We start from the raw sequence: 18,593 nt of genomic DNA, 5'->3' as shown, positions 1-18,593 counted from the left end.
ATGTGGTAAGAAAGTGATTCGGTTATCCTAACGTGTTCCAAAGACAGAGCGTGGCATACGTTCTGTAAGGACGCCATTGTTCAGCTATTGCAAGGCACTCTTTGGGCGATGGCATGTTGCCGTTTTTTGCAAGGGCTTTGATAACGCCAAGGTCTGCTGCGGGAAAGCAATCTATCATGCCCAATCCGCGCATGGCGACATAGTTCACTGTCCATTCGCCAATGCCTTTTACTTGAATGAATGCATCATGAAATTCTTGAAATGTCTGGGCAGAGCTGAGCGAAACGGCATTTTCAAGCACAGCTTGGGTAACATTCTTTACGGTGTTGGCGCGGGTGCGGGTGAGTCCTATGTCGTCAAGTTCAAGCTCTGCCAGTTCCTTTGGTGTCGGGAAAAAGTAGAGCAGTCCCTCTCGATACTGTGAAGGGCATTTAACCATATTTTTTGCGGCAATTCTGGCTGCAATGGTTGTCGCTGCTTTGACGGAGACTTGTTGACCGAGAATTGCGCGCACGGAAAATTCAAACGGATCGAACGCTACTGGCAAATGCGGAATATGTCCGTTGGTCATTCCTTTTGAGAGCAGCGGGTCTGCATTAAAAATTTCGTTGATGCGTGTTGCGTCGATATCGAGGTCGAACATGCGCTTAACCCTGTTATAAACAGGCATAGTGCAGCGGATGTCGTCGCAGTGAATGCATAATCCGAGCGCGCCTTGTTCCGGCTTATCACAGACGGTGAAGAAACCTTGCGAACCGTTGATGCGGAAGGAGCGACTGTATACGCCATCGACTACAGTTTCTACACCCTGCATAATGCGCGGTTCCATGAATGACAGAATCTGTTTGTAGTTGAATGACTTTTGATATGGCAACAGGACTCTGGTACATCCGGGGCTACTATTAACAGTTGGTAGTCCTTTGCGTGCCGCTGTCGGTGTTATTGCGAATACTGATTTGAAGACATCATTAAACTGCCGCGTGGAGCCGAAGCCGGACGCAAAAGCAATATCTGTAATTGTCTGATCAGAATATTGCAGCATTTTATGTGCGAAAAGTGCTCGATGATAGCGGGCAATTTTATTGGGCGGAATGCCAATATTATCGATGAAAAGTTTGCGCAGATGCCGTTCTGAAAGAGAACAGGCGGCGGCAAGCTCTGCAACAGAATGAAAGTTTAGGTACCCATTGTAAATTTTGTGCAGGGCTGTGCGTACGGTTGCAATGCCGGTAGGATTGCCCGTGTAGTAGTCTACTTCAATATCAGGTCTGCACCGTTTGCAGGGGCGAAAGTTCTGTTCGAGAGCTTCAAACAGAGAAGAGAAGTAGAGTACATTTTCTTCTTTTGCCACGGGCGAAGGGCATGAAGGACGACAAAAAATACCTGTCGTTTTTACACCAAAGTAAAAAACGCCATCAAAATTTTTATCTTTTGTGGTTCGGGCGTGGCTGTATTCTGCCTGTGTTACCTGCGTCATACTTGTCGTCTTCGTCATCTGTGGCACTTGTGGCATCTTGGGGGGAGGCATCCTTTTTACGGGTTGCGTGATGGAAAGCTGACTATACGGTACTTCATATATTAGTCGGTGCAAGCGGTTTTCGGCTAGGACATAAAAAAACGGATGCTCTAGTGATAGAGCATCCGTTTTTTTTGAAAATGCGGTGTGAGCTAAACGCCCATTGCTTCGCGGATGGTTTCGATACTGTGTTCTTCAACGTAGCGTGCTACGCGCTGCTTTTTCTTAGCAGTGTCGTTGTAGTGGGTAAGGAAACGATCGAGCAGGTCGAGAGCTTCTTCGGTGGTGAGTTTTTCTGCGAGAGTATCAGCGATGCGTGGACGAGAGCCGGAGTTGCCGCCGATTACCATGGTCCAGCCGCTTTTGCCGCCGATGAAGCCGATGTCACGGATGTGACTTTCGGAACAACCGATAGGACAGCCACAAACGCCGACTTTAATTTTAGCAGCGGTTGCGAGAGTGCCGATTTTTTCGTTGAGGGTCTGGCCGAGTCCTAAGGAATCGCACTGACCCATTTTACACCAGTCTGTACCAGGGCAAGCCTGAATGTAGTGACCACCAATACGGAATGGTACTTCTTCAGCTGCGTTTGCCATGTCTTCTTCATTAAGACCGATAAGTGCAATACGCTGACCGGAAGTAATTTTGAGAAGAGGTACTTCGTATTTGTCCGCAACATCTGCGAGCTGACGAAGTTCGGCTGCGGTTACAACACCGGATGGTGGAGTAAGACGAATCTGGTATGTTTCTTTATCACGCTGAATAAGTGCGCTTGCAGGTAATGTTGCCATTTTTGACTCCAATATATGATGATACGGAAAATTTAATTCGATCTGTAGCAATGGATTCAAATAGCAAAACAGCTTTGCATTGGGCAAGAGAGAATTAGATAATGAATTTTGTCACGATCTGAGTCCTATAAAAACAATATGTTACAAATAATTAGAATGCCAAGGTAGACAACGAGTCACTCCAACATAACGTTTTTCTATAGGATAAAATCTCTGATTAAGCCGAAAATTTCATAATGAGAAGGTGGTTTTTCGCTTAATCGCAGTCAAGAGGTCGTACCTCTTGCGGGGATGCAAGGGGCGGGCCCTTTGCCCGCCGGAGGCAGCAAAAAACAAAGCGTCGCAGACACCCGCCGGAGGCAAAAAAGTCAAAGCGTCGCAGACACTCTTGTGTCTTCATCAAAAAATTCCGAAAAATTATTTTGCAGCTTTCAAAAAAGAAAAGAGGCGCTGCACATACTTTCCAGAGAGTACTTCCGGAATGGTAAACATGAGCGTTGTGTGGTCTGGCAGGGTGCTCGTCAGGGTCAGATAAACTTGTGACGAAAGATGCTCGAGCGGACTGTGAAGAATTTCTTCCCATATTTTTGAGTCTAACTCTGGAGTGATGCCAAAGAGACGACAGCGCAGGGGACGATATTCGTATAAAAGACATGTCCCATCTTTCAGGAGCGGACAACATATCGATGTGTTGTATAGACAGAATGTGCCGGAGAGTCCTTTGGCGTTTTCTTTTTCATGACGCACTGCCTCAGCGGCTCGTTCGATAATGTCTGCACGGGCGGCGCTTGGGATGGACGTGTTTAGATGCGTCGCGAGCGCTAGAGATTCGATAAGCGTGAGCGGCACGCAGGTGTGACAGCATGCGTTGTTGAGCTTCCCGCATAGGGAGTCAATTTGATGCAGCTGTAGCTGGTCATCTATGCTTTCTTGTAGATGATGGTAGTCAGTAAGGAACGGCTCAAGAGACATGGCGGTGTCTTCACCAAACTCTAGAGTAGGCGTTTTGATTTTTAGCTGAGCATTTTGCGCCCCGTATTTTCGTACGGTGCGCCACTGAGTAAAGTTTGTCGGCTCTGCACGAAGTTTGTGCAGTACTTTTGCCGCGCGCTTGTGTCCTAACCCTCTGCGAAGAAGGTAGGCGTTGAGCACGGTTCCGGTGCGGCCTATGCCGTGTCTGCAATGAATGTAAACATGCTTACCGAGGAAGAGTTGTTCGTCGAGCCAGTCCAGAGCCTTATCGAGCTGTTCCAGCTCCGGTGCTTCTTCGTCTTCAATGGGAAGAAAATAGACTTCAAATCCTGCTTTTTCCTCCAATGTCGGCAGTTCTTTCATTTCTGCACATAGGTTGAGAATACAGGATATTTTTTGTTCTTTGATTGCCGTGAAATGCCGTTGCGTGCTGGGCGCAGGACCAAGCGCAAGGCGCGAGGAAACCCAGTGCACCGGAAACGATGGATGATCCGAGGCACTGGGAGGCGCTGTATACGAAACGGCTTGCAACATGCTGGAGGCAATGTGCGAAGCGCTAGTGCGTATGCGTGTAATAAGCGGGCGCGGGTCAATCAATAGGTAAGGCTCCCGAGATCTTCAAAAAATTCTTTTTCAAGGGCATCTAAGTCGCTTGTTTCTTCAAGGCGCATGTCGAGCATACGCGTTTTGGCAAGAAGCAAACCTAGCAGGGCAAGGCGCTGCTGGATAATATGCTCTTCTTCCATTCCGTGACGTGCATTGAGCATGTCGCCTTTACGCTCTATGGCAAAGTTGTTTTTGGAAAGAATACGTTCGATAAAATCAAGTCGTAACGTGCGCTGATGCGATTTACCACCACCGCCCATGAAACGGAAGCGGATGTAGTTTTGTCTGTCTTTGTCGCCACACATGCAGTCCACAACTGAGAAGTGGTAGCCGAACCGTAACATGGCATGCATGTAGTTATCAGAGATTATTGCATAGCTTGCCAGAAGCGGAGAATCTTTTGAGATGATACCGGCACTGACTTTGTCGAAGTGTTCCCAGTCAAAATGTGGAAGCGCATCATGCCATGTAACCAGCTCTGAAGAAAGACCAAACCATAATGCCCACATAGGAACGGAGGCAATATCACTTTGTTCCACTTCCTTTTTGCCAGCAGCTGAATGGAAGAGTCCTTTATCAAGGTTCAAGACATACATGCTTAGTGGCAGATGCGTTTGCAGCTTGCGGGAACCGGAAAGGCCGCGGCTTGATTTGTCCACGAGGGAGAACATTTCCTCTACACCTTTTTCGTGGACGAAGCGGACAAGGTCATGAAGTGATTTGCAGTATTCCGGAGCAAAAGATTCGGATGAAGGGTCAAGCAATGTCAGGCGCGCAATGCGTGGTAGAACTTTGCCAAGGCGCGGGATAACGCCTTGCTGAGGCTCTATGTTTTCCTGATGACATTCAGGCAGTACGCCGTCAAATACTGAGCCGGTTGTGCCGTCTACAGTAATAAGCTGATCGTTTGTGTAGCGAGTACATGCATCTTCGACGCCGCACAGCACAGGAACGTTGAATTCACGTGCGACTGATGCAAAGTGACTGGCCGCGCTGCCACGTTCTGCGATGACACCGTTAAGGCGATGAATAACGCGTGTGAGTACAGGCCCCAAACCTCGCGTAACGAGAATGGTTCCGTGCGGTAGTTCTGTAATATCCTGACAATTTGCTACAACGCGCACTTTGCCGCTACCAATGCCCATGGAAGCACATTCTCTTTTGGTATCAAGAGCTTGTAAATCATGTGGCGGGCATTCTGTTTGCTGCGGACGTCTGCTATGCGGTACAGGTCTGCTCTGTACGATAAAAATTCTGCTGCGATGGTCTACGACCCATTCAACATCCTGCGGTTCCCCAAAAAATGTTTCGAGTTGCTGCGCTTGGGCTGCGATGCGTTTGAGCGTCGGTGCAGGAACAATACTCTGCGCTGCTTTTTCAATAATGCGTGGCTTTTCAGCTTTGCTGACGAAGCTAGTTTGTGCTGTGACGGAGCCGGAAACCAGTTTTTCACCGATTCCGGAGGTTGCGTACACAGCGACTGCCGGTTCATCAAGATGCGCGGCATGTTCTGCCGGAGCAGTAGAGTAGGCAACACCGGAGCATACTGCGTCTACCATTGGCATAATGAGAACAGCCATTGGTGTTTCAGTGTCTGCAAGGCCATTCATAATACGGTATGCAATTGCGCGCGGGGTGTACTTGGACGCGACAACTTCTTTCCATGCCTGAATAATATTATTCGCTGTCACATCAAGGACTGAAGAGTACTGTCCGGCAAAAGAGGCTGCTCCATCTTCTGCAACTGCACTGGAGCGCACTGCGAGCTTTATGCCGTTTTTACCAAGTTCAAGCGCTGCAATTTCAATCTCGTTAGCAATCGGGTCGGGCATGTCTGCCTGTAGAATGAGCTCCTGCATTTCATGCGCAAGCTCATCCAACGTTGCGGCATCTGCAAGAGAAATAGCACTCAGGCGTTTATCCAGCTCTTCACGCAGGTCGTTTACTTCTACAAAATAATGGTATGCATGGGCGGAGATGACGCGTGCCGGAAGAAGATTGATGTCTTTTTCGGAACTGATGCGTGCAAGGTTTGCTGCTTTACCGCCAGCGGCTTCGAGCATTTCTTGTGCTTCAGGAAGTGTGAATACGAATGGTGGCTCAATGTGCGGCTCTTCTACACTTACTCCCATGCGAACATAGAAGTTGAGTTTTGTGGCGTAGTCCTGCAGGTCCATGTATTTTACAGGGCTCATAAGCTGTAGCTGTTCGATAAGGCCACGGATATCACGGCCAAGCTCTTCGGTCAGCCATACAACGCGTGTCCAGTCTGCCTGCTCGCGGCCGTAATGAATTTCTTCCAGATCAGCTATGTGTTCCAGACAGCGTTCGTCGAGTCGTAAGAGTTCTTTGAAGGCATTGTATTTTGTGCGCAAAAGAGTTCCCGGAGCAAACGCCCGGAATGTCCAGTGCTTAAATAGCTCTGTGATAAACATAATCCCTCTGAACTCTGTGTAAGTTTAAAATTCAAGCCGATAGAAAAGGGAAAGAACGCAGCTGTACATACAGTGCGCAGGAAAATACTTTTATGGGGGAACGGGCAAAGATGAAAACTCTCGCGCAACCGGAGAGAGTGTTTCGGGAGTAGGATGTTGGTTTACATCACCCCGAAGTGTTTGCCCGTTCTACAGAACGTACCCGCGTTGTTTACAACGCCGCGGCGAGTACTTCCTGTACTTTGTTTTCCAGTTCCTCTTTATCGATTGGTTTTACACAGTATTCATTAGCACCGAGTTTCAGAGATTCACGAGCGGTTTCCAGTGTCGGATACCCTGTAAGCATGATGACTTGTGTTTTAGGTGAACGAGTTTTGAGCTCTGCCAAAACTTCTACTCCGGTCATTTTACGCAATTTAATGTCTAGAATCGCAAGGTCAGGCGTGTCCTTCTGGGCAAAGGTCAGGGCTTCTTCTTCATCTGTAAAAACCATTACAGAATGCCCTTTGCGTTCTAAAATGCGTTTGATGAGAATGCCTGCGTCAATAACATCATCGAGTACCATGATTATTGCCATAGCTATTTCCTTGTTAGCGTAAGGTAAGCGCAGACAGCAGAACAACGCCTGCTGCTCAGACTGTATACTAAAAACGTTGTGAGAATTGCATAACAGGCTGCTAAATAACAGCGTCTCCAGTTGGCAATTCTCGTCGTTTTGTATGATTCGGATATATTATTCGTATCCAATTTCATCTAATGGAAGAACAACCTTAAAAGATGTTCCCGGTCCCCAGTTTTCTGTGCGGGTAGCATCGTCTTCCAGTAAACGTTTGGAAGCTGGGCTGATGGCAGAAATTCGACCGCCGTGATCCTGAATGATGCCGAACGAAACTGAAAGACCTAACCCCGTTCCTTTTCCTACAGGCTTTGTGCTGAAGAATGGATCGAAAATTGAGTCGATGTCATTCGTCGCAATGCCGGTACCGGAATCGGAGAACCATGCGGTTATGGTTCCGACGTTAATATCAAGTTCGGTGTGAATATTAATCACACCATTATGACCTATTGCTTCAATAGCATTAGACATAAGGTTCATCCAGACTTGTTTTAACTGTTCAGGGTTGCCATAGATAATAGGAAGCCTGTCATCCAGATGCGGGATGATGGCTACATTATCAAGTTTGAATGCGTGCCGGACAAGCTGAACAACTTCCATAATGGAGTTGTTGAAGCACATTTCTTTCTTTTCACTTTTTGTCTGATGTGAAAAATCAAGCAGGTCTGCAACAATTTTTCGGCAGAATTTTGCCTGCTTTTCAACCACAATCAAATCTTTATGAACCTGCTCATCTTCAGGAAAATCTTCCTGCAACAGCTGTGAGTATCCAAGGATAATGCCAAGCGGTGTGTTTATTTCGTGAGCAACGCCGCCTGCCAGTTTACCAATAGATTCAAGTTTCTGTGAATGAATGAGCTGGTTCTGGTAATCTTTTACGTTCGTGATATCACGGGCTGTGCCGAGAACTCCGATAGAGTTTTTATGTTCATCGTGCACAGGAACCTTCAGCACGTTAAACCATTTTCGTGAACCGTCTTCCAATACGATACGTACTTCGCGGTTAACAGGTTTGCTTGTGCTGATTATCTGTTTTGTTTCCTGAAGAGTGTCGGCTGTATTTAACAATGAAGGAATTTCGTATTCCTTTTTGCCGACAATCGCTTCTTTGGATTTACTTACAAAGGATGCAAACGCCTGATTGACGGAAACATATGTGCCGTCCTTGTCTATTAAGGACAACTGGTCAGGGCTGGATTCAAAGATGGTACGTAAAATTTCCTGCTGCTGTGTCAGATCAGTTTTAGCTTCTTCAAGCTCAGCAATATGTCCTCGCAGCGAAAGAGACATTACATCAAATGTTTCTGCGAGTTCATGAATTTCATCACCGGAGTTTCTGGCAAAAACAGGGCACTCTTCGCAGTTATCCAAATCACGTGCGGACTTGTTGCTACAGTAGTTTGTGCACAGCGTGTCGCCAAATTGCCAGCATCGCCTGTCTGTATTGCCGTAAGCCGGACATTCTGTTTGCTCGCACTTATAGACTTCCCAACAGTTTCTGTTGAGACCGGAGGTCTGGTTTAGATTGAGTTCACCACGGACAATGCTTTCAGCATATTTGCCGAGCATTCCGAGTCGATAGGTGATTTTGTGTGCAAACTGTGTCGAGATGGCAAGACTGATAATAAGTGTGATGCCGGTAACAATGGAGATGGTAAGAATAAGCCCGTTAACAACGCTTTGTACCTGACTTCTGGATAGTCCCAGACGTGCTTGCCCGATGACGAGTCCTCCAGCTGTAACTGGAACGGCAAAGTCATAAAATTTATCGGAGCCGGTATCAACGAGGCGGATGGAAGGCTGGGCGTCTTCTGTGATAATGTTGGCGTATTTTAAATCTATGGGAAAGCCATTTGTAAACGTATGTGCCAGAATCTGGTTGTCGATGTTTACAAGGAATGCGTAGGCAACGTCTTTATCTACAGTGCGTAGCTCATCAACCATTTCCTTCATCTGCAAAAGATCGCCGGAAAGCATGGAGCTTGTTGTACGCAATGCGATGTTATCCGCCAGTACCTGTCCGCGTCGTTTTGTCTCGTGTACGAGCGAGTTTGTTGCAATTTGGGTAACCACAACGGCAAGCATAAGTGAAAGGGAAATGATGATTAAACTCATTCCCGCATTAAGTTTTGTACGAAAACGCATTGTGCTTATTTTATTCAGCATTCGACACCCGCTGCGCTGGTAGTGGAGGTACGTCTTGAAGCTTTGATGTAATTCTATCCGCTTCTATCTTTTGAATAAGAGTACGCACAGCATCATAGTCGGAATCTGTGGCCGGAATGATGCCGCTGGTGCGCGCATTTTTAAGGATTGCTGCTTCAGGGGGAACGTCCATGGAAAGTTTGAACATAGCCTCTGCAATCTTTGAAACGATCTCTTTGTTCATGCCGTTTCTGGCAGAATATACCCACCCCGGATATTCCGGAGTCACTGCCAGCACACGAATGTGCTGCAAGTTTATTTTATCTTTTACAGTATCAAGTGCGCCCTCGCGAACAGATGCCACGTCGTACTTTCCGGCGTAGACTGCAAGTGCGGCTTTTTCCTGTTTACCACCCGGGCCGGGGGCAAATGCAATTTCTCTAAAATTATGAGCGTGGATGCCGTGGTCTAAAAAATATCCGAGCGCGTAAAGGTAGCCGCCTGCGGAGTATGGATCAACCGCAATCCAGCGTTTACCGATTACATCGTCGAGTGTTTGAATAGCTTTGTTTTGTGCATGTACAATAATCTGTCCGCGGAATGTCGGACGTCCATCCGGTTCTTTGATACGCGCAAAAGCAGTGGAGCCCAATTTGGTTAATTGCACATAAACAAACGGATTGGAGAAAGAAATATCAATTTCTCCACGTTCCACCATGCGAACATGCTCTGCAAAAGTATCAGGAAAAACCTGACGCATAGGCAGACCAGTTTCTTTGGCAAGATACTGGATGAGCGGATTGTGACGAGCGTAGGAAACTTCGTGGGAGTATTGAGGTAAATAGGCGTAGGTTATTGCAGGTTCCGGTACTGGAACTTTAACAGACTCCCGCTTGCTAAAGTCAACTTTAACAACGGGAACTTCTTCACCGCATCCTTGTAAAAAAACAGGAATGCAGAGTATGAAAGTCAAAAAAAGTGCACGCAACATTTGCTGTTTCAAGTAACGACCTCATAAATGAACAGGAGCGCATCCTATTCTTCTTTTGATAAGGATGACTATCCTGCAGTAACGGTGTTTTCTTTCGGTTGCTGCATTGGCTCAGACGCCGCAGCAGCTGTATTAAGCTCTTCCCATGATTTGAGATCACTTATAAGTTCAGCATCTTCTTCACGCATGGCCTCAATATTACGAAGGACAGGAATGAATTTGCGTGTTTTGTACAACAGGTATCGTAAAGCAATATAGCTTGTAAGGAGTACAAAAGCGTATCCCAACGTGAATGTTGTAGAAGATATAAAATCTGTACTTAGGTTGGTAAGGCTGAACTTACCGAAGTCAAGAGAGATCATAGGAATGCTAATAATGTCAACACCTGTAAAACGTGTCTGCATCCAGCCGAGAGCAAAAGGAACAGGCCATAGGGAAACCGCAAAAAATGCTGCCTGCGCAAAGAACACTTTACCAAAATATTCGTTTGCCCACGTGTTTGCAGCTTTAAAGTTGGCTTTATCCTTTATCTTAATAGCCTCAATGGAGAGGTTATGCATGTGTACCATCTTTTCATTAAGGCGTGAATAATATGCTCTGTTCACACGATAAATGAGGATGGATGAAAGTTCTCCTGCAAAAACGCAACAGAGACCCAACACTAAAGAGCCCATCCATATAGCCATATCCGGATTACTGATCCAACGGAACGGGGCAATAAAGAAGGGATCGAGTGCGAAAAAAAGACTCTGTATATCCATGCGTTACCTCTCAAAAAAATGTAGCAATCTGCGTAAGTGCAGATTGTTAGTAATGTCGGGAACGAAGCAATAATGCTTCGTTCCCGATGAATGCTGTGTTGGCTAGAATGGAGGCAGAACTGCGATTCCAAGGAAGCCTTTAGATGCGTAGCGGATACCAACGTAGAAGGCGAGGAAGATGAAGAGGCGTTTGAGCCAAATTTCAGGGATGTACTTGGAGGTACGTGGGCCAATGAAGGAACCTACGAGTACACCAATGAGTTCAACACCGATGAGAGGCCAGAATACTGGGGTATCTTTAACTACCATGTAAGTGAAGATAGAAGTGGTCATACCTACGAGTACTGCCAGTGCGGAAGTACCAGCTACGAGGTACATAGGGAGACCGGCAACACTTGTAAGGAATGGTACCAGAAGGAAGCCGCCGCCTACACCGAGGAAGGAAGCAAGGCCAGCGATGATGAAACCGCCGCAAACTGGTACGAGTGGGTTAAAGGAGAATTCAACGCCGTAGAATGTGAATACGCACTTAGTTGGAGAGAAAGAAACTACTTTTACACCAAGGCTAGAGGTATCAACAGCAGCGCCGGAGCGTTCTTCTTTAATGGTGGCTTCAAAAGCACGTGCTGCTTCTTTAGCCTGTTTTTTGTTTGCCTGACCACGTGGAGTGGTTTCGTAAAGCAGGTAACAACCTAAGAAGAGTACGAACAGGCCGAAGTAGCCGATGTACGCTTTAAGGGAAATCTGCCCTGCGGTGAGCCAAGGAATAAGGTAAGAACCCAGAATGGAGCCGGTTGCGAGGGAAAGACCCAGTGGCAGTACAAGGCGACCCATTTTGAAGTAGTTGAAAGATGACATGCCCGCGGAAGTACCAACAAGCCACTGGTTAGAAACTCGGATGGAGTCAGTTACCAGTTTGTTAAGTACAGGGGACTGTTTTTTAAAGCTGGATGCGTAGTCGCCGAAACCGAAGATGGTGATGTGACCAACACCAGCCATGATACCACCGAATGCGCCAACAGTAGAGAAAATCCAACCAACCCAGATCGCCCACAAGAAGCCGATCACGAGGTTAACAGATGGTGCGCCCGGAATGCCTAAGAAGCCGGTAGCAGCAGAAGTATTGATTTCGCCAACGCCAGTACCTTTTGGGGTAGCGTTAATTGCGTCAGAAAGACGGTCAGCCAATGCGGGCTGAGAAAAAACAAGCAGAATAGCTGCAGCGAGCAGGGTAAGACTTACCCAATTACGTTTGCTGGAAAACACGTGTACCTCCTCACGTAAATTGCGTTCCATAAGGGGAGCGGCGTGTGCTTACCGCTCCCATGTATTACAAAGACTATTTATTTTTTTTGAAGATGATGAGCGGACAGTTTTTACATACATCCTGACCCGGGAAGCCGTCGCCAGGTTTGGTGATGGAAGAACTACCAAGATCTTCGATACGTTCGAGAAGACGTTCGTAAGTTGCGATCATCTTTTCGCCCGGAATCATAACGTTGATTTCGCCGCGTTCTGTTTTACCAGCGTTGTAGCTACCGGAACATGCAGGAACCATGTTGAATTCGTTAGCAACGTAAGAGTAAGCAGTACCACCACATGCTGAAGAGTTCATGGTGATTGCAGGGCGAAGTGGATGAGTGTCTGTGCCTGCCATGTAGTCAACTGCGAGGTGGTATGCCTGCATGTTATCTACGTAGAAGTGAACAACGTCTGGAGTTTCAGTTGCACTGGCAAGCGGCATAACCGCGACACCGATCATACCCTCAGGCATCTGAGTTTTTGTTTCCACAAAACGTCTAGCCTGTTCAGGGTTGCGAGTGTATTTTGCGTGGCTTTTTACTTCTGCATCATCAAGACCTTTCCAGCCGAAGCTGTAATGAGCATTGGAGCAGGAGAGCATATCTTTAGTAGCGTATACGCTCTGACCTTTCATACGTGCAGCGATTTCCCACTGACAGTAAGTCATTGGCTTGATAGGTACATGTACTTCGTTTTCTTCGAGGTACTTGTCTACGTCAGCCTGGTCGTAGAAAAATTTTACGGCGATAGGGTAATGATACAAGCGCATTTCGCGCATCAAAGTTGCTTGCATTTCTTTAAAATCTACGGACATGATTCTTCTCCCGTTTGTTTCTTGTGAAGATTCAGTCATTCCACCTGTTTTGGTGGTTGAGCTTGTTGTTATCTGAGGGTGGAATTACCAACGGGGTCTTCAACCAGCAATAAAAACTGAAATAAAGAATTAAGTCACATTAATTCACAAGCAAAGTGCCTATTTTGCCTTAGTAAGTGCATTATTTTGTGATTTAATTCACAAAATAATAAATAAATTTATTTAAATTAGGTAATTAGTATTTTAAACATACATATAAACAAACGCTCATAGGATGCATTTTTCGAGTGTTTTTTCTTGAATATTGATATTTGCTTGTGCTTGTAACAAAAACATTCTCGTTTTGCGTACATAAAGAGTGAGGTTGGCGATGGAAAGTGATGGCAGGATGAGTAGTTTATAAATATCTACAAACTGCTTTTATGAGATCGATGTAAATGAAATAAAAGGGAGCGGGTGTATGGTGCAGAGGGGCTTGGGGAACGTGGACGAGGTGGTGGCAATGACTGTGAGTGAGATACATTCTTTTGGTGTTCGTGTGGGGATGGAAGTTTCAAAGAAACAGGACTTTGAAATTATTGAAGACCAGAACGGTGTCTATTTTGATTACTGTTTTAAGTGCAGCTTTTTGCGATAAGAAATCTGTAAGAATCAATCTAATAGTACGATGTCATATGATTATTTGTAAGTTTGAAGTAAAACGGAAAAACAAGATGTCCTTCCATGAAGCCGTAATGCAACTCTTTACTCTGCCAGCAAAAACCGCCTGACGTTCTAAAATAAATTTTCCCAGCTGTTTTACTGAAACGGATATCGTATGCAGAGTTGCAGGATTCTCCTCCCCAGATATTTGTGCCCTCAGTTAATTCAAATTGATGGACATTCGCTGTGTTCTTGTCTGCCTTGAAGAATAGTTTTGCTGTGTTGTATCGAAGTGTGTTGTCTTCAATAGAAGATAGGCGTTGATCCTCTAAGTCTCTTTCTTCTATGGGAATGGACTCGGCATAAAGGATTTCAAAAAAGGGGAGTTGCTTTAATCCAATAGTGGGTAACTCCCTTGGGTTATAGTACAAAAACTCGTTATGTTCTGGCTCATGGTATTTGATGCACAGGGCTTCATTCCAAATTCCTCTCCAGCTATCTGGAATTGCAATGAAATTTTCATAGTTTGGAATTGAGCATTTATTTCCTTGAATAGGATAAGAACTTAGAAGGCTTTTTTTGCATAGTTTGTAGTTGGTTGAAATAGCCTTCAGTATTTTTTCGTTATCAAGCTCTTGTGGTGTAAGCAGGTCTGCGGTGAGAGTGTCTCCAAGGGTTAGGCAGTCTTCAATTTTTCCAACTTTAAGTCTGGAGAGCATGGTGTCACTGACGAACCACAATGCATTTTCATTTTTATTTTTTGTCCAGTTGTTGGAGCTTCCGCAATGTCTATTACTGGCTTGGTATATGACTGGGCATTCTTCTAATTTTCTCTCAAGAATAATATTAGCTTTTGTGTAGTTCTTCTTCCTATATTCTTTCAGAAATTCCATGCGACTTGTTTGTATTGTGGGCAAGCTACAGATTCCGCTAAATTCTGCGTGAGTAGGCGAAGTGAGCAGTAGGAAAACAAGAGGTAGAAAAAGAAGTATGCGCATGAGAAGCTCCTATAATATCGAACGACTTACCATTGCTCAGGAGAGTGGTAAAGGTGAGATGTTTATTGTGCTAAGATGTGGCTTTTTAACTTGTTGAGCAAATGTAAAGAAAAGGCCAACTTTCAGCGTATATAAGAAAAAGCTCTGCGGTGGGCTGGGAGATCTGTTTGAGAACAGATTGTAGGCTATCTATATAAATAAAAGAACAACTCATCATTCTTATTCGGATATGGTTTACGTTGGTACGCACAATGTTTCGACGAGGGATGTGGTTATGGACTTTGAGCAATAGGGCGTATCGTTCAGCCCAATGTGTCTATCATTGATCTGGCTGGTGTCTAAGCCTGTCAAATAGGACCATATGGGATATGTTCGAAGTTGGGAACGTCGGCTTATAGAATGAGTGTATTTAGAACTATCATTAGAGCGTCGTTAAAGTCTGAAGAGAGGTTTTTTTTGTTTTCTTAACATGCTACGTTGGTATTAGTAATTTTTGTGATAAAAATTCTAGCTTTCGGAACGAGTGTTTTCGGGTACTATTTGCGTGATGGCGGTTGCTGGTCTATAGATTGAACCAGTGGCAAGTCTTAATAGGACGTAGTGAGTGCTTGAAAGAACTGTGTGCAGGCGTTGAATGAGAGGTGTTTTTGCACACGTGCTTTATTGATCGGCCATGTTTGGATGAAATGTGGTGATTTTATTCAGCTGTTGGAAGTCAGTGCAGATTCTTTGTTTTTAAATAAAAAAAGCCCTGCAAAAGCAGGGCGATAAATTCGTGGCGGAAGCGTATAGGAGTCGAACCTACCTAGGACATCACTGCCCTACACCGGTTTTGAAGACCGGACGCCACACCGGTGACGAAACGCTTCCACATCTGTTTTTCTTTGACAGTGGGGTTTTTAGCAGGAAAGCCTTTTAGGCGCAAGATTAAGATGCTTTTAGGATAAAGTTCAATGTAATTTAGAAAAAGAGTGTTTCAACCATTGTCAAATCGCGTTTGAGTAATTAGAAATAAAAGTTCGAGTAAGAAAATACATTTGAGCAAGTAAATTAAATCCGATCCTAACTTCGGAGGGTAAAATACCTTGAACCAGTTTTCCCGGAACTTGATTCTCTGGGCTGTCATCTCCCTACTCATGGTTGTATTGTTTAACATGTTCAGCCAGCCACAAAACTCGCAGACAAAAGTCAGCTATACAAAGTTTTTGGAGCTGGTGGATAAAGGCGACATTGCAGAAGTCTCTATCCAAGGACAAAAGCTTCTCGCTAAAGAACATGGCGGTACCGTCGTAAATACCTATGCACCAGACGATCCTAAACTTGTGGATCGCCTTGTTGGTAAGGGTATTGTTGTTAATGCCGAGCCAAAAGAAGATTCACCTTGGTACATGACCTTGCTTGTATCATGGTTTCCTATGTTACTCCTTATCGGTGTATGGATTTTCTTCATGCGCCAAATGCAAGGCGGCGGTGGTAAGGCCATGTCCTTTGGTCGCTCCCGTGCAAGGCTCATCTCACAAGATCAGTCAAAGGTTACCTTTGCTGATGTTGCTGGCATTGATGAAGCGAAAGAAGAACTTAGTGAAGTTGTTGACTTTTTGTCTAACCCTAAACGGTTTACCCGCCTTGGCGGACGTATTCCGAAAGGTGTTTTACTCGTGGGCCCTCCGGGTACCGGTAAAACATTGCTCGCACGTGCTGTAGCAGGTGAAGCAGGGGTTCCGTTCTTCTCTATTTCCGGTTCTGATTTTGTAGAAATGTTTGTAGGTGTTGGTGCTTCTCGTGTTCGTGACTTGTTTGTTCAGGGCAAAAAAAATGCACCATGTCTTATTTTTATTGATGAAATCGACGCAGTTGGTCGCCAGCGTGGCGCTGGTCTGGGGGGCGGTCATGATGAACGCGAACAGACCCTTAACCAGTTGTTGGTAGAGATGGATGGCTTCGAGTCCAATGAAGGTGTAATCCTCATTGCTGCTACAAACCGTCCTGATGTACTTGACCCTGCATTACTTCGTCCTGGTCGTTTCGACCGTCAGGTAACCGTACCTGTGCCGGACGTTAGAGGCCGTAAGCGTATTCTGGAAGTGCATGCACGCCGTTCTCCGCTTGCTGGTGATGTGAACATGGAAGTCATTGCTAAAGGTACTCCGGGCTTCTCCGGTGCTGATCTGGAAAACCTTGTTAACGAAGCGGCTCTTCAGGCTGCTAAGGAAAACAAAGACCAGATTAACATGTTCGACTTCGAACAGGCCAAAGACAAACTCATTATGGGTAAAGAACGTCGCAGCATGGTTATGAGCGAAGACGAGAAGAAAATCACCGCATACCACGAAGGTGGTCATGCTCTGTGTGCTAAGCTTCTCCCTAAAGCTGATCCTGTTCATAAAGTATCTATTATTCCTCGTGGCCGCGCGCTTGGTGTTACCATGCAGCTCCCGGGTGAAGATCGTTACGGGTACTCCCGTAGTTTCCTCGAAACAAACCTTGTGGTTCTTCTTGCTGGCCGTGTGGCAGAAGAGATTATCTTTAAGGATATTACAACCGGTGCAGGCAACGACATCGAACGTGCTACTAAAATGGCTCGTAAGATGGTCTGTGAATGGGGTATGTCTGAAGCAATCGGTCCACTCAATGTTGGCGAGCAAGGCGAAGAAGTCTTTATCGGTCGTGAGTGGAACCAGTCTCGCAACTACAGTGATGAAACAGCACGCCTTGTTGACGCAGAAGTGAAACGTATTGTGGAAACAGCACGTTCTTCTGCTCGTGAGCTGATTGAAGGCAACATGGAACTTCTTGAGAAGATTGCTGCATCATTGCTTGAGCGTGAAACCATCACAGGTGCAGATATTGATCTGCTTATTGAAGGTAAAGAGCTTCCTCCTTTAGAAGACATGAATGGAAAGGATGCCGCTCCGGCTGAAAATCCAGCAGATGCTCCAGATGCTTTTGCTAAGGCAGCAGCTGCATATAGAGAACAGCAGCCTGAAGCTGCTGAAGATTCCGAAGACTTTATTCTAGGAACTGAAGAGAAAGGGCAGGAAGAAACTGCACCGACTTCAGAACCGGAAGAAAAGAAAGCATCGGAAACTACTTCTGAATCTTCTGAAGAGAAGAAGTAGTAATGAACACCCCGTTTTCATGGGAAGTACGAGGGGGCAGGTCCATAGGCCCTGCCCCTTTTTGTATTTTTGGCATTGTGAATGTGACTCCCGACTCATTTCACGATGGTGGAGAATATAATTCAGTTGCGGCGGGCATTGCGCACGCACGTATGCAGGCAGCAGCAGGGGCACATGTTCTGGATATAGGCGGAGAGTCTTCCCGTCCTTTTGCAGACCCTGTTTCACTCGAAGAAGAAATTAGACGAGTCCTGCCTATTGTTGAAGGTGTGCTCGAAGATTGTTCAGACGATGCGTTGCCGTGGGCTGTTTCTGTGGATACGTATAAAGCTGGAACAGCAGCTGCCGTACTCGAAGCCGGAGCACATATCATTAACGACATTTCCGCGTTTGAATTTGAGCCGGAATTAAAGGACGTCGTCGGTCAGTATAAGCCTGGTTATGTTCTCATGCACAGTCAGGGGAAACCTGATAATATGCAGGTAGCACCAACGTATGGTAACGTAGTTGATGATATCCTTGCTTTCTTTGACCGTAAGCTGAAAGAATTAACCGATGCTGGTCTACCGGAATCTCGTATTATGATCGACCCAGGTGTCGGTTTTGGGAAAACAGTAGAGCATAATCTGACAATTTTACAGAATATCGATCGCTTCCAGACTCTTGGATTTCCGGTGATGGCCGGTATCTCAAATAAATCCATGTTCGAAAAAGTTTGTGGAGCGCCAACAGGTGAACGTGAAAACTGTACACAGGCAACAACCGCTATCCTCGCGTATCGAGGGGTAGAGGTGCACAGAGTACATGACGTTGCTAAAACGCATGAAACTCTTTTGCTTGCAGAAGCACTCCGTAGCTAACAATAGCTAGAGGTAGGTAGATAGC

Annotated in this window: 14 protein-coding genes and 1 tRNA gene; 3 read left to right on the top strand and 12 right to left on the bottom strand. The window is 45.8% G+C overall.

The window, feature by feature from the left end; genetic code table 11:
* Positions 1-22: 22 nt before the first annotated feature.
* From ACZ5V1_RS10340 to ACZ5V1_RS10295, 10 genes are all read right to left on the bottom strand, one after another.
* Positions 23-1,495, bottom strand: a complete 1,473-nt coding sequence (locus ACZ5V1_RS10340) for a DNA-3-methyladenine glycosylase 2 family protein (protein ID WP_464388775.1) — start codon at positions 1,493-1,495, stop codon at positions 23-25.
* Between the two features lie 173 nt (positions 1,496-1,668).
* Positions 1,669-2,307: an NAD(P)/FAD-dependent oxidoreductase gene (locus tag ACZ5V1_RS10335; protein ID WP_464388774.1), complete on the bottom strand. Its 639-nt coding sequence runs from the start codon at positions 2,305-2,307 to the stop codon at positions 1,669-1,671.
* Positions 2,308-2,724: 417 nt separating this feature from the next.
* Positions 2,725-3,876: a phosphatase domain-containing putative toxin gene (locus ACZ5V1_RS10330; RefSeq protein WP_464388773.1), complete on the bottom strand. Its 1,152-nt coding sequence runs from the start codon at positions 3,874-3,876 to the stop codon at positions 2,725-2,727.
* Positions 3,873-6,320, bottom strand: coding sequence for a PEP/pyruvate-binding domain-containing protein (locus ACZ5V1_RS10325; RefSeq protein ID WP_464388772.1), 2,448 nt, complete (start codon positions 6,318-6,320; stop codon positions 3,873-3,875). Before ACZ5V1_RS10325 ends, ACZ5V1_RS10330 begins: the two co-directional genes overlap by 4 nt.
* Before the next feature lie 211 nt (positions 6,321-6,531).
* Entirely contained in the window at positions 6,532-6,897 is a 366-nt protein-coding gene (locus tag ACZ5V1_RS10320) for a response regulator (RefSeq protein ID WP_464388771.1), read from the bottom strand.
* 156 nt (positions 6,898-7,053) lie between these two features.
* Positions 7,054-9,102, bottom strand: coding sequence for a two-component system sensor histidine kinase NtrB (locus tag ACZ5V1_RS10315; protein WP_464388770.1), 2,049 nt, complete (start codon positions 9,100-9,102; stop codon positions 7,054-7,056).
* Positions 9,092-10,084 carry a phosphate/phosphite/phosphonate ABC transporter substrate-binding protein gene (locus ACZ5V1_RS10310; protein WP_464388769.1) on the bottom strand — a complete coding sequence of 331 codons (993 nt, stop codon included), beginning with the start codon at positions 10,082-10,084 and terminating at the stop codon, positions 9,092-9,094. The genes ACZ5V1_RS10315 and ACZ5V1_RS10310 overlap by 11 nt, the downstream gene beginning before the upstream one ends.
* Positions 10,085-10,140: 56 nt before the next feature.
* Positions 10,141-10,833 (bottom strand): hypothetical protein, encoded by a 693-nt coding sequence (locus tag ACZ5V1_RS10305; RefSeq protein WP_464388768.1) that lies wholly within the window; start codon positions 10,831-10,833, stop codon positions 10,141-10,143.
* 102 nt (positions 10,834-10,935) lie between these two features.
* Positions 10,936-12,099, bottom strand: a complete 1,164-nt coding sequence (locus ACZ5V1_RS10300) for a sulfite exporter TauE/SafE family protein (protein ID WP_464388767.1) — start codon at positions 12,097-12,099, stop codon at positions 10,936-10,938.
* Between the two features lie 73 nt (positions 12,100-12,172).
* Positions 12,173-12,949, bottom strand: a complete 777-nt coding sequence (locus ACZ5V1_RS10295; RefSeq protein ID WP_464388766.1) for a DUF169 domain-containing protein — start codon at positions 12,947-12,949, stop codon at positions 12,173-12,175.
* Positions 12,950-13,409: 460 nt separating this feature from the next.
* On the opposite strand from ACZ5V1_RS10295, the gene ACZ5V1_RS10290 reads away from it, so the two are divergent.
* Positions 13,410-13,586 (top strand): hypothetical protein, encoded by a 177-nt coding sequence (locus tag ACZ5V1_RS10290; protein WP_464388765.1) that lies wholly within the window; start codon positions 13,410-13,412, stop codon positions 13,584-13,586.
* A 19-nt stretch (positions 13,587-13,605) separates the two neighbouring features.
* Here ACZ5V1_RS10290 and ACZ5V1_RS10285 read toward each other — a convergent pair whose 3' ends face one another.
* Both ACZ5V1_RS10285 and ACZ5V1_RS10280 read right to left on the bottom strand, forming a co-directional pair.
* Entirely contained in the window at positions 13,606-14,589 is a 984-nt protein-coding gene (locus ACZ5V1_RS10285) for a hypothetical protein (RefSeq protein ID WP_464388764.1), read from the bottom strand.
* A gap of 776 nt (positions 14,590-15,365) precedes the next feature.
* A tRNA-Sec gene (locus tag ACZ5V1_RS10280) sits at positions 15,366-15,459 on the bottom strand.
* 215 nt (positions 15,460-15,674) lie between these two features.
* On the opposite strand from ACZ5V1_RS10280, the gene ftsH reads away from it, so the two are divergent.
* Positions 15,675-17,708, top strand: a complete 2,034-nt coding sequence (gene ftsH / locus ACZ5V1_RS10275) for an ATP-dependent zinc metalloprotease FtsH (RefSeq protein WP_464388763.1) — start codon at positions 15,675-15,677, stop codon at positions 17,706-17,708.
* A gap of 2 nt (positions 17,709-17,710) precedes the next feature.
* Complete coding sequence (gene folP, locus ACZ5V1_RS10270; protein WP_464388762.1) at positions 17,711-18,568, top strand: dihydropteroate synthase; 858 nt, start codon at positions 17,711-17,713, stop codon at positions 18,566-18,568.
* The last annotated feature ends 25 nt before the right edge of the window (positions 18,569-18,593 follow it).

Source organism: Halodesulfovibrio oceani subsp. galateae (genome assembly GCF_055397225.1).
Note: the sequence above shows the minus strand (reverse complement) of the source record. Positions and strands in the feature narration are given on the sequence as shown.

Excerpts from the sequence above, each read along its gene's own strand:
- ACZ5V1_RS10320 (WP_464388771.1), bottom strand. The coding sequence starts at position 6,897 with ATGGCAATAATCATGGTACTCGATGATGTTATTGACGCAGGCATTCTC.
- ACZ5V1_RS10340 (WP_464388775.1), bottom strand. The coding sequence starts at position 1,495 with ATGACGAAGACGACAAGTATGACGCAGGTAACACAGGCAGAATACAGC.
- ACZ5V1_RS10315 (WP_464388770.1), bottom strand. The coding sequence starts at position 9,102 with ATGCTGAATAAAATAAGCACAATGCGTTTTCGTACAAAACTTAATGCG.
- ACZ5V1_RS10305 (WP_464388768.1), bottom strand. The coding sequence starts at position 10,833 with ATGGATATACAGAGTCTTTTTTTCGCACTCGATCCCTTCTTTATTGCC.
- ACZ5V1_RS10295 (WP_464388766.1), bottom strand. The coding sequence starts at position 12,949 with ATGTCCGTAGATTTTAAAGAAATGCAAGCAACTTTGATGCGCGAAATG.
- ACZ5V1_RS10325 (WP_464388772.1), bottom strand. The coding sequence starts at position 6,320 with ATGTTTATCACAGAGCTATTTAAGCACTGGACATTCCGGGCGTTTGCT.
- ACZ5V1_RS10335 (WP_464388774.1), bottom strand. The coding sequence starts at position 2,307 with ATGGCAACATTACCTGCAAGCGCACTTATTCAGCGTGATAAAGAAACA.
- ACZ5V1_RS10285 (WP_464388764.1), bottom strand. The coding sequence starts at position 14,589 with ATGCGCATACTTCTTTTTCTACCTCTTGTTTTCCTACTGCTCACTTCG.
- ACZ5V1_RS10290 (WP_464388765.1), top strand. The coding sequence starts at position 13,410 with ATGGTGCAGAGGGGCTTGGGGAACGTGGACGAGGTGGTGGCAATGACT.
- folP (WP_464388762.1), top strand. The coding sequence starts at position 17,711 with ATGAACACCCCGTTTTCATGGGAAGTACGAGGGGGCAGGTCCATAGGC.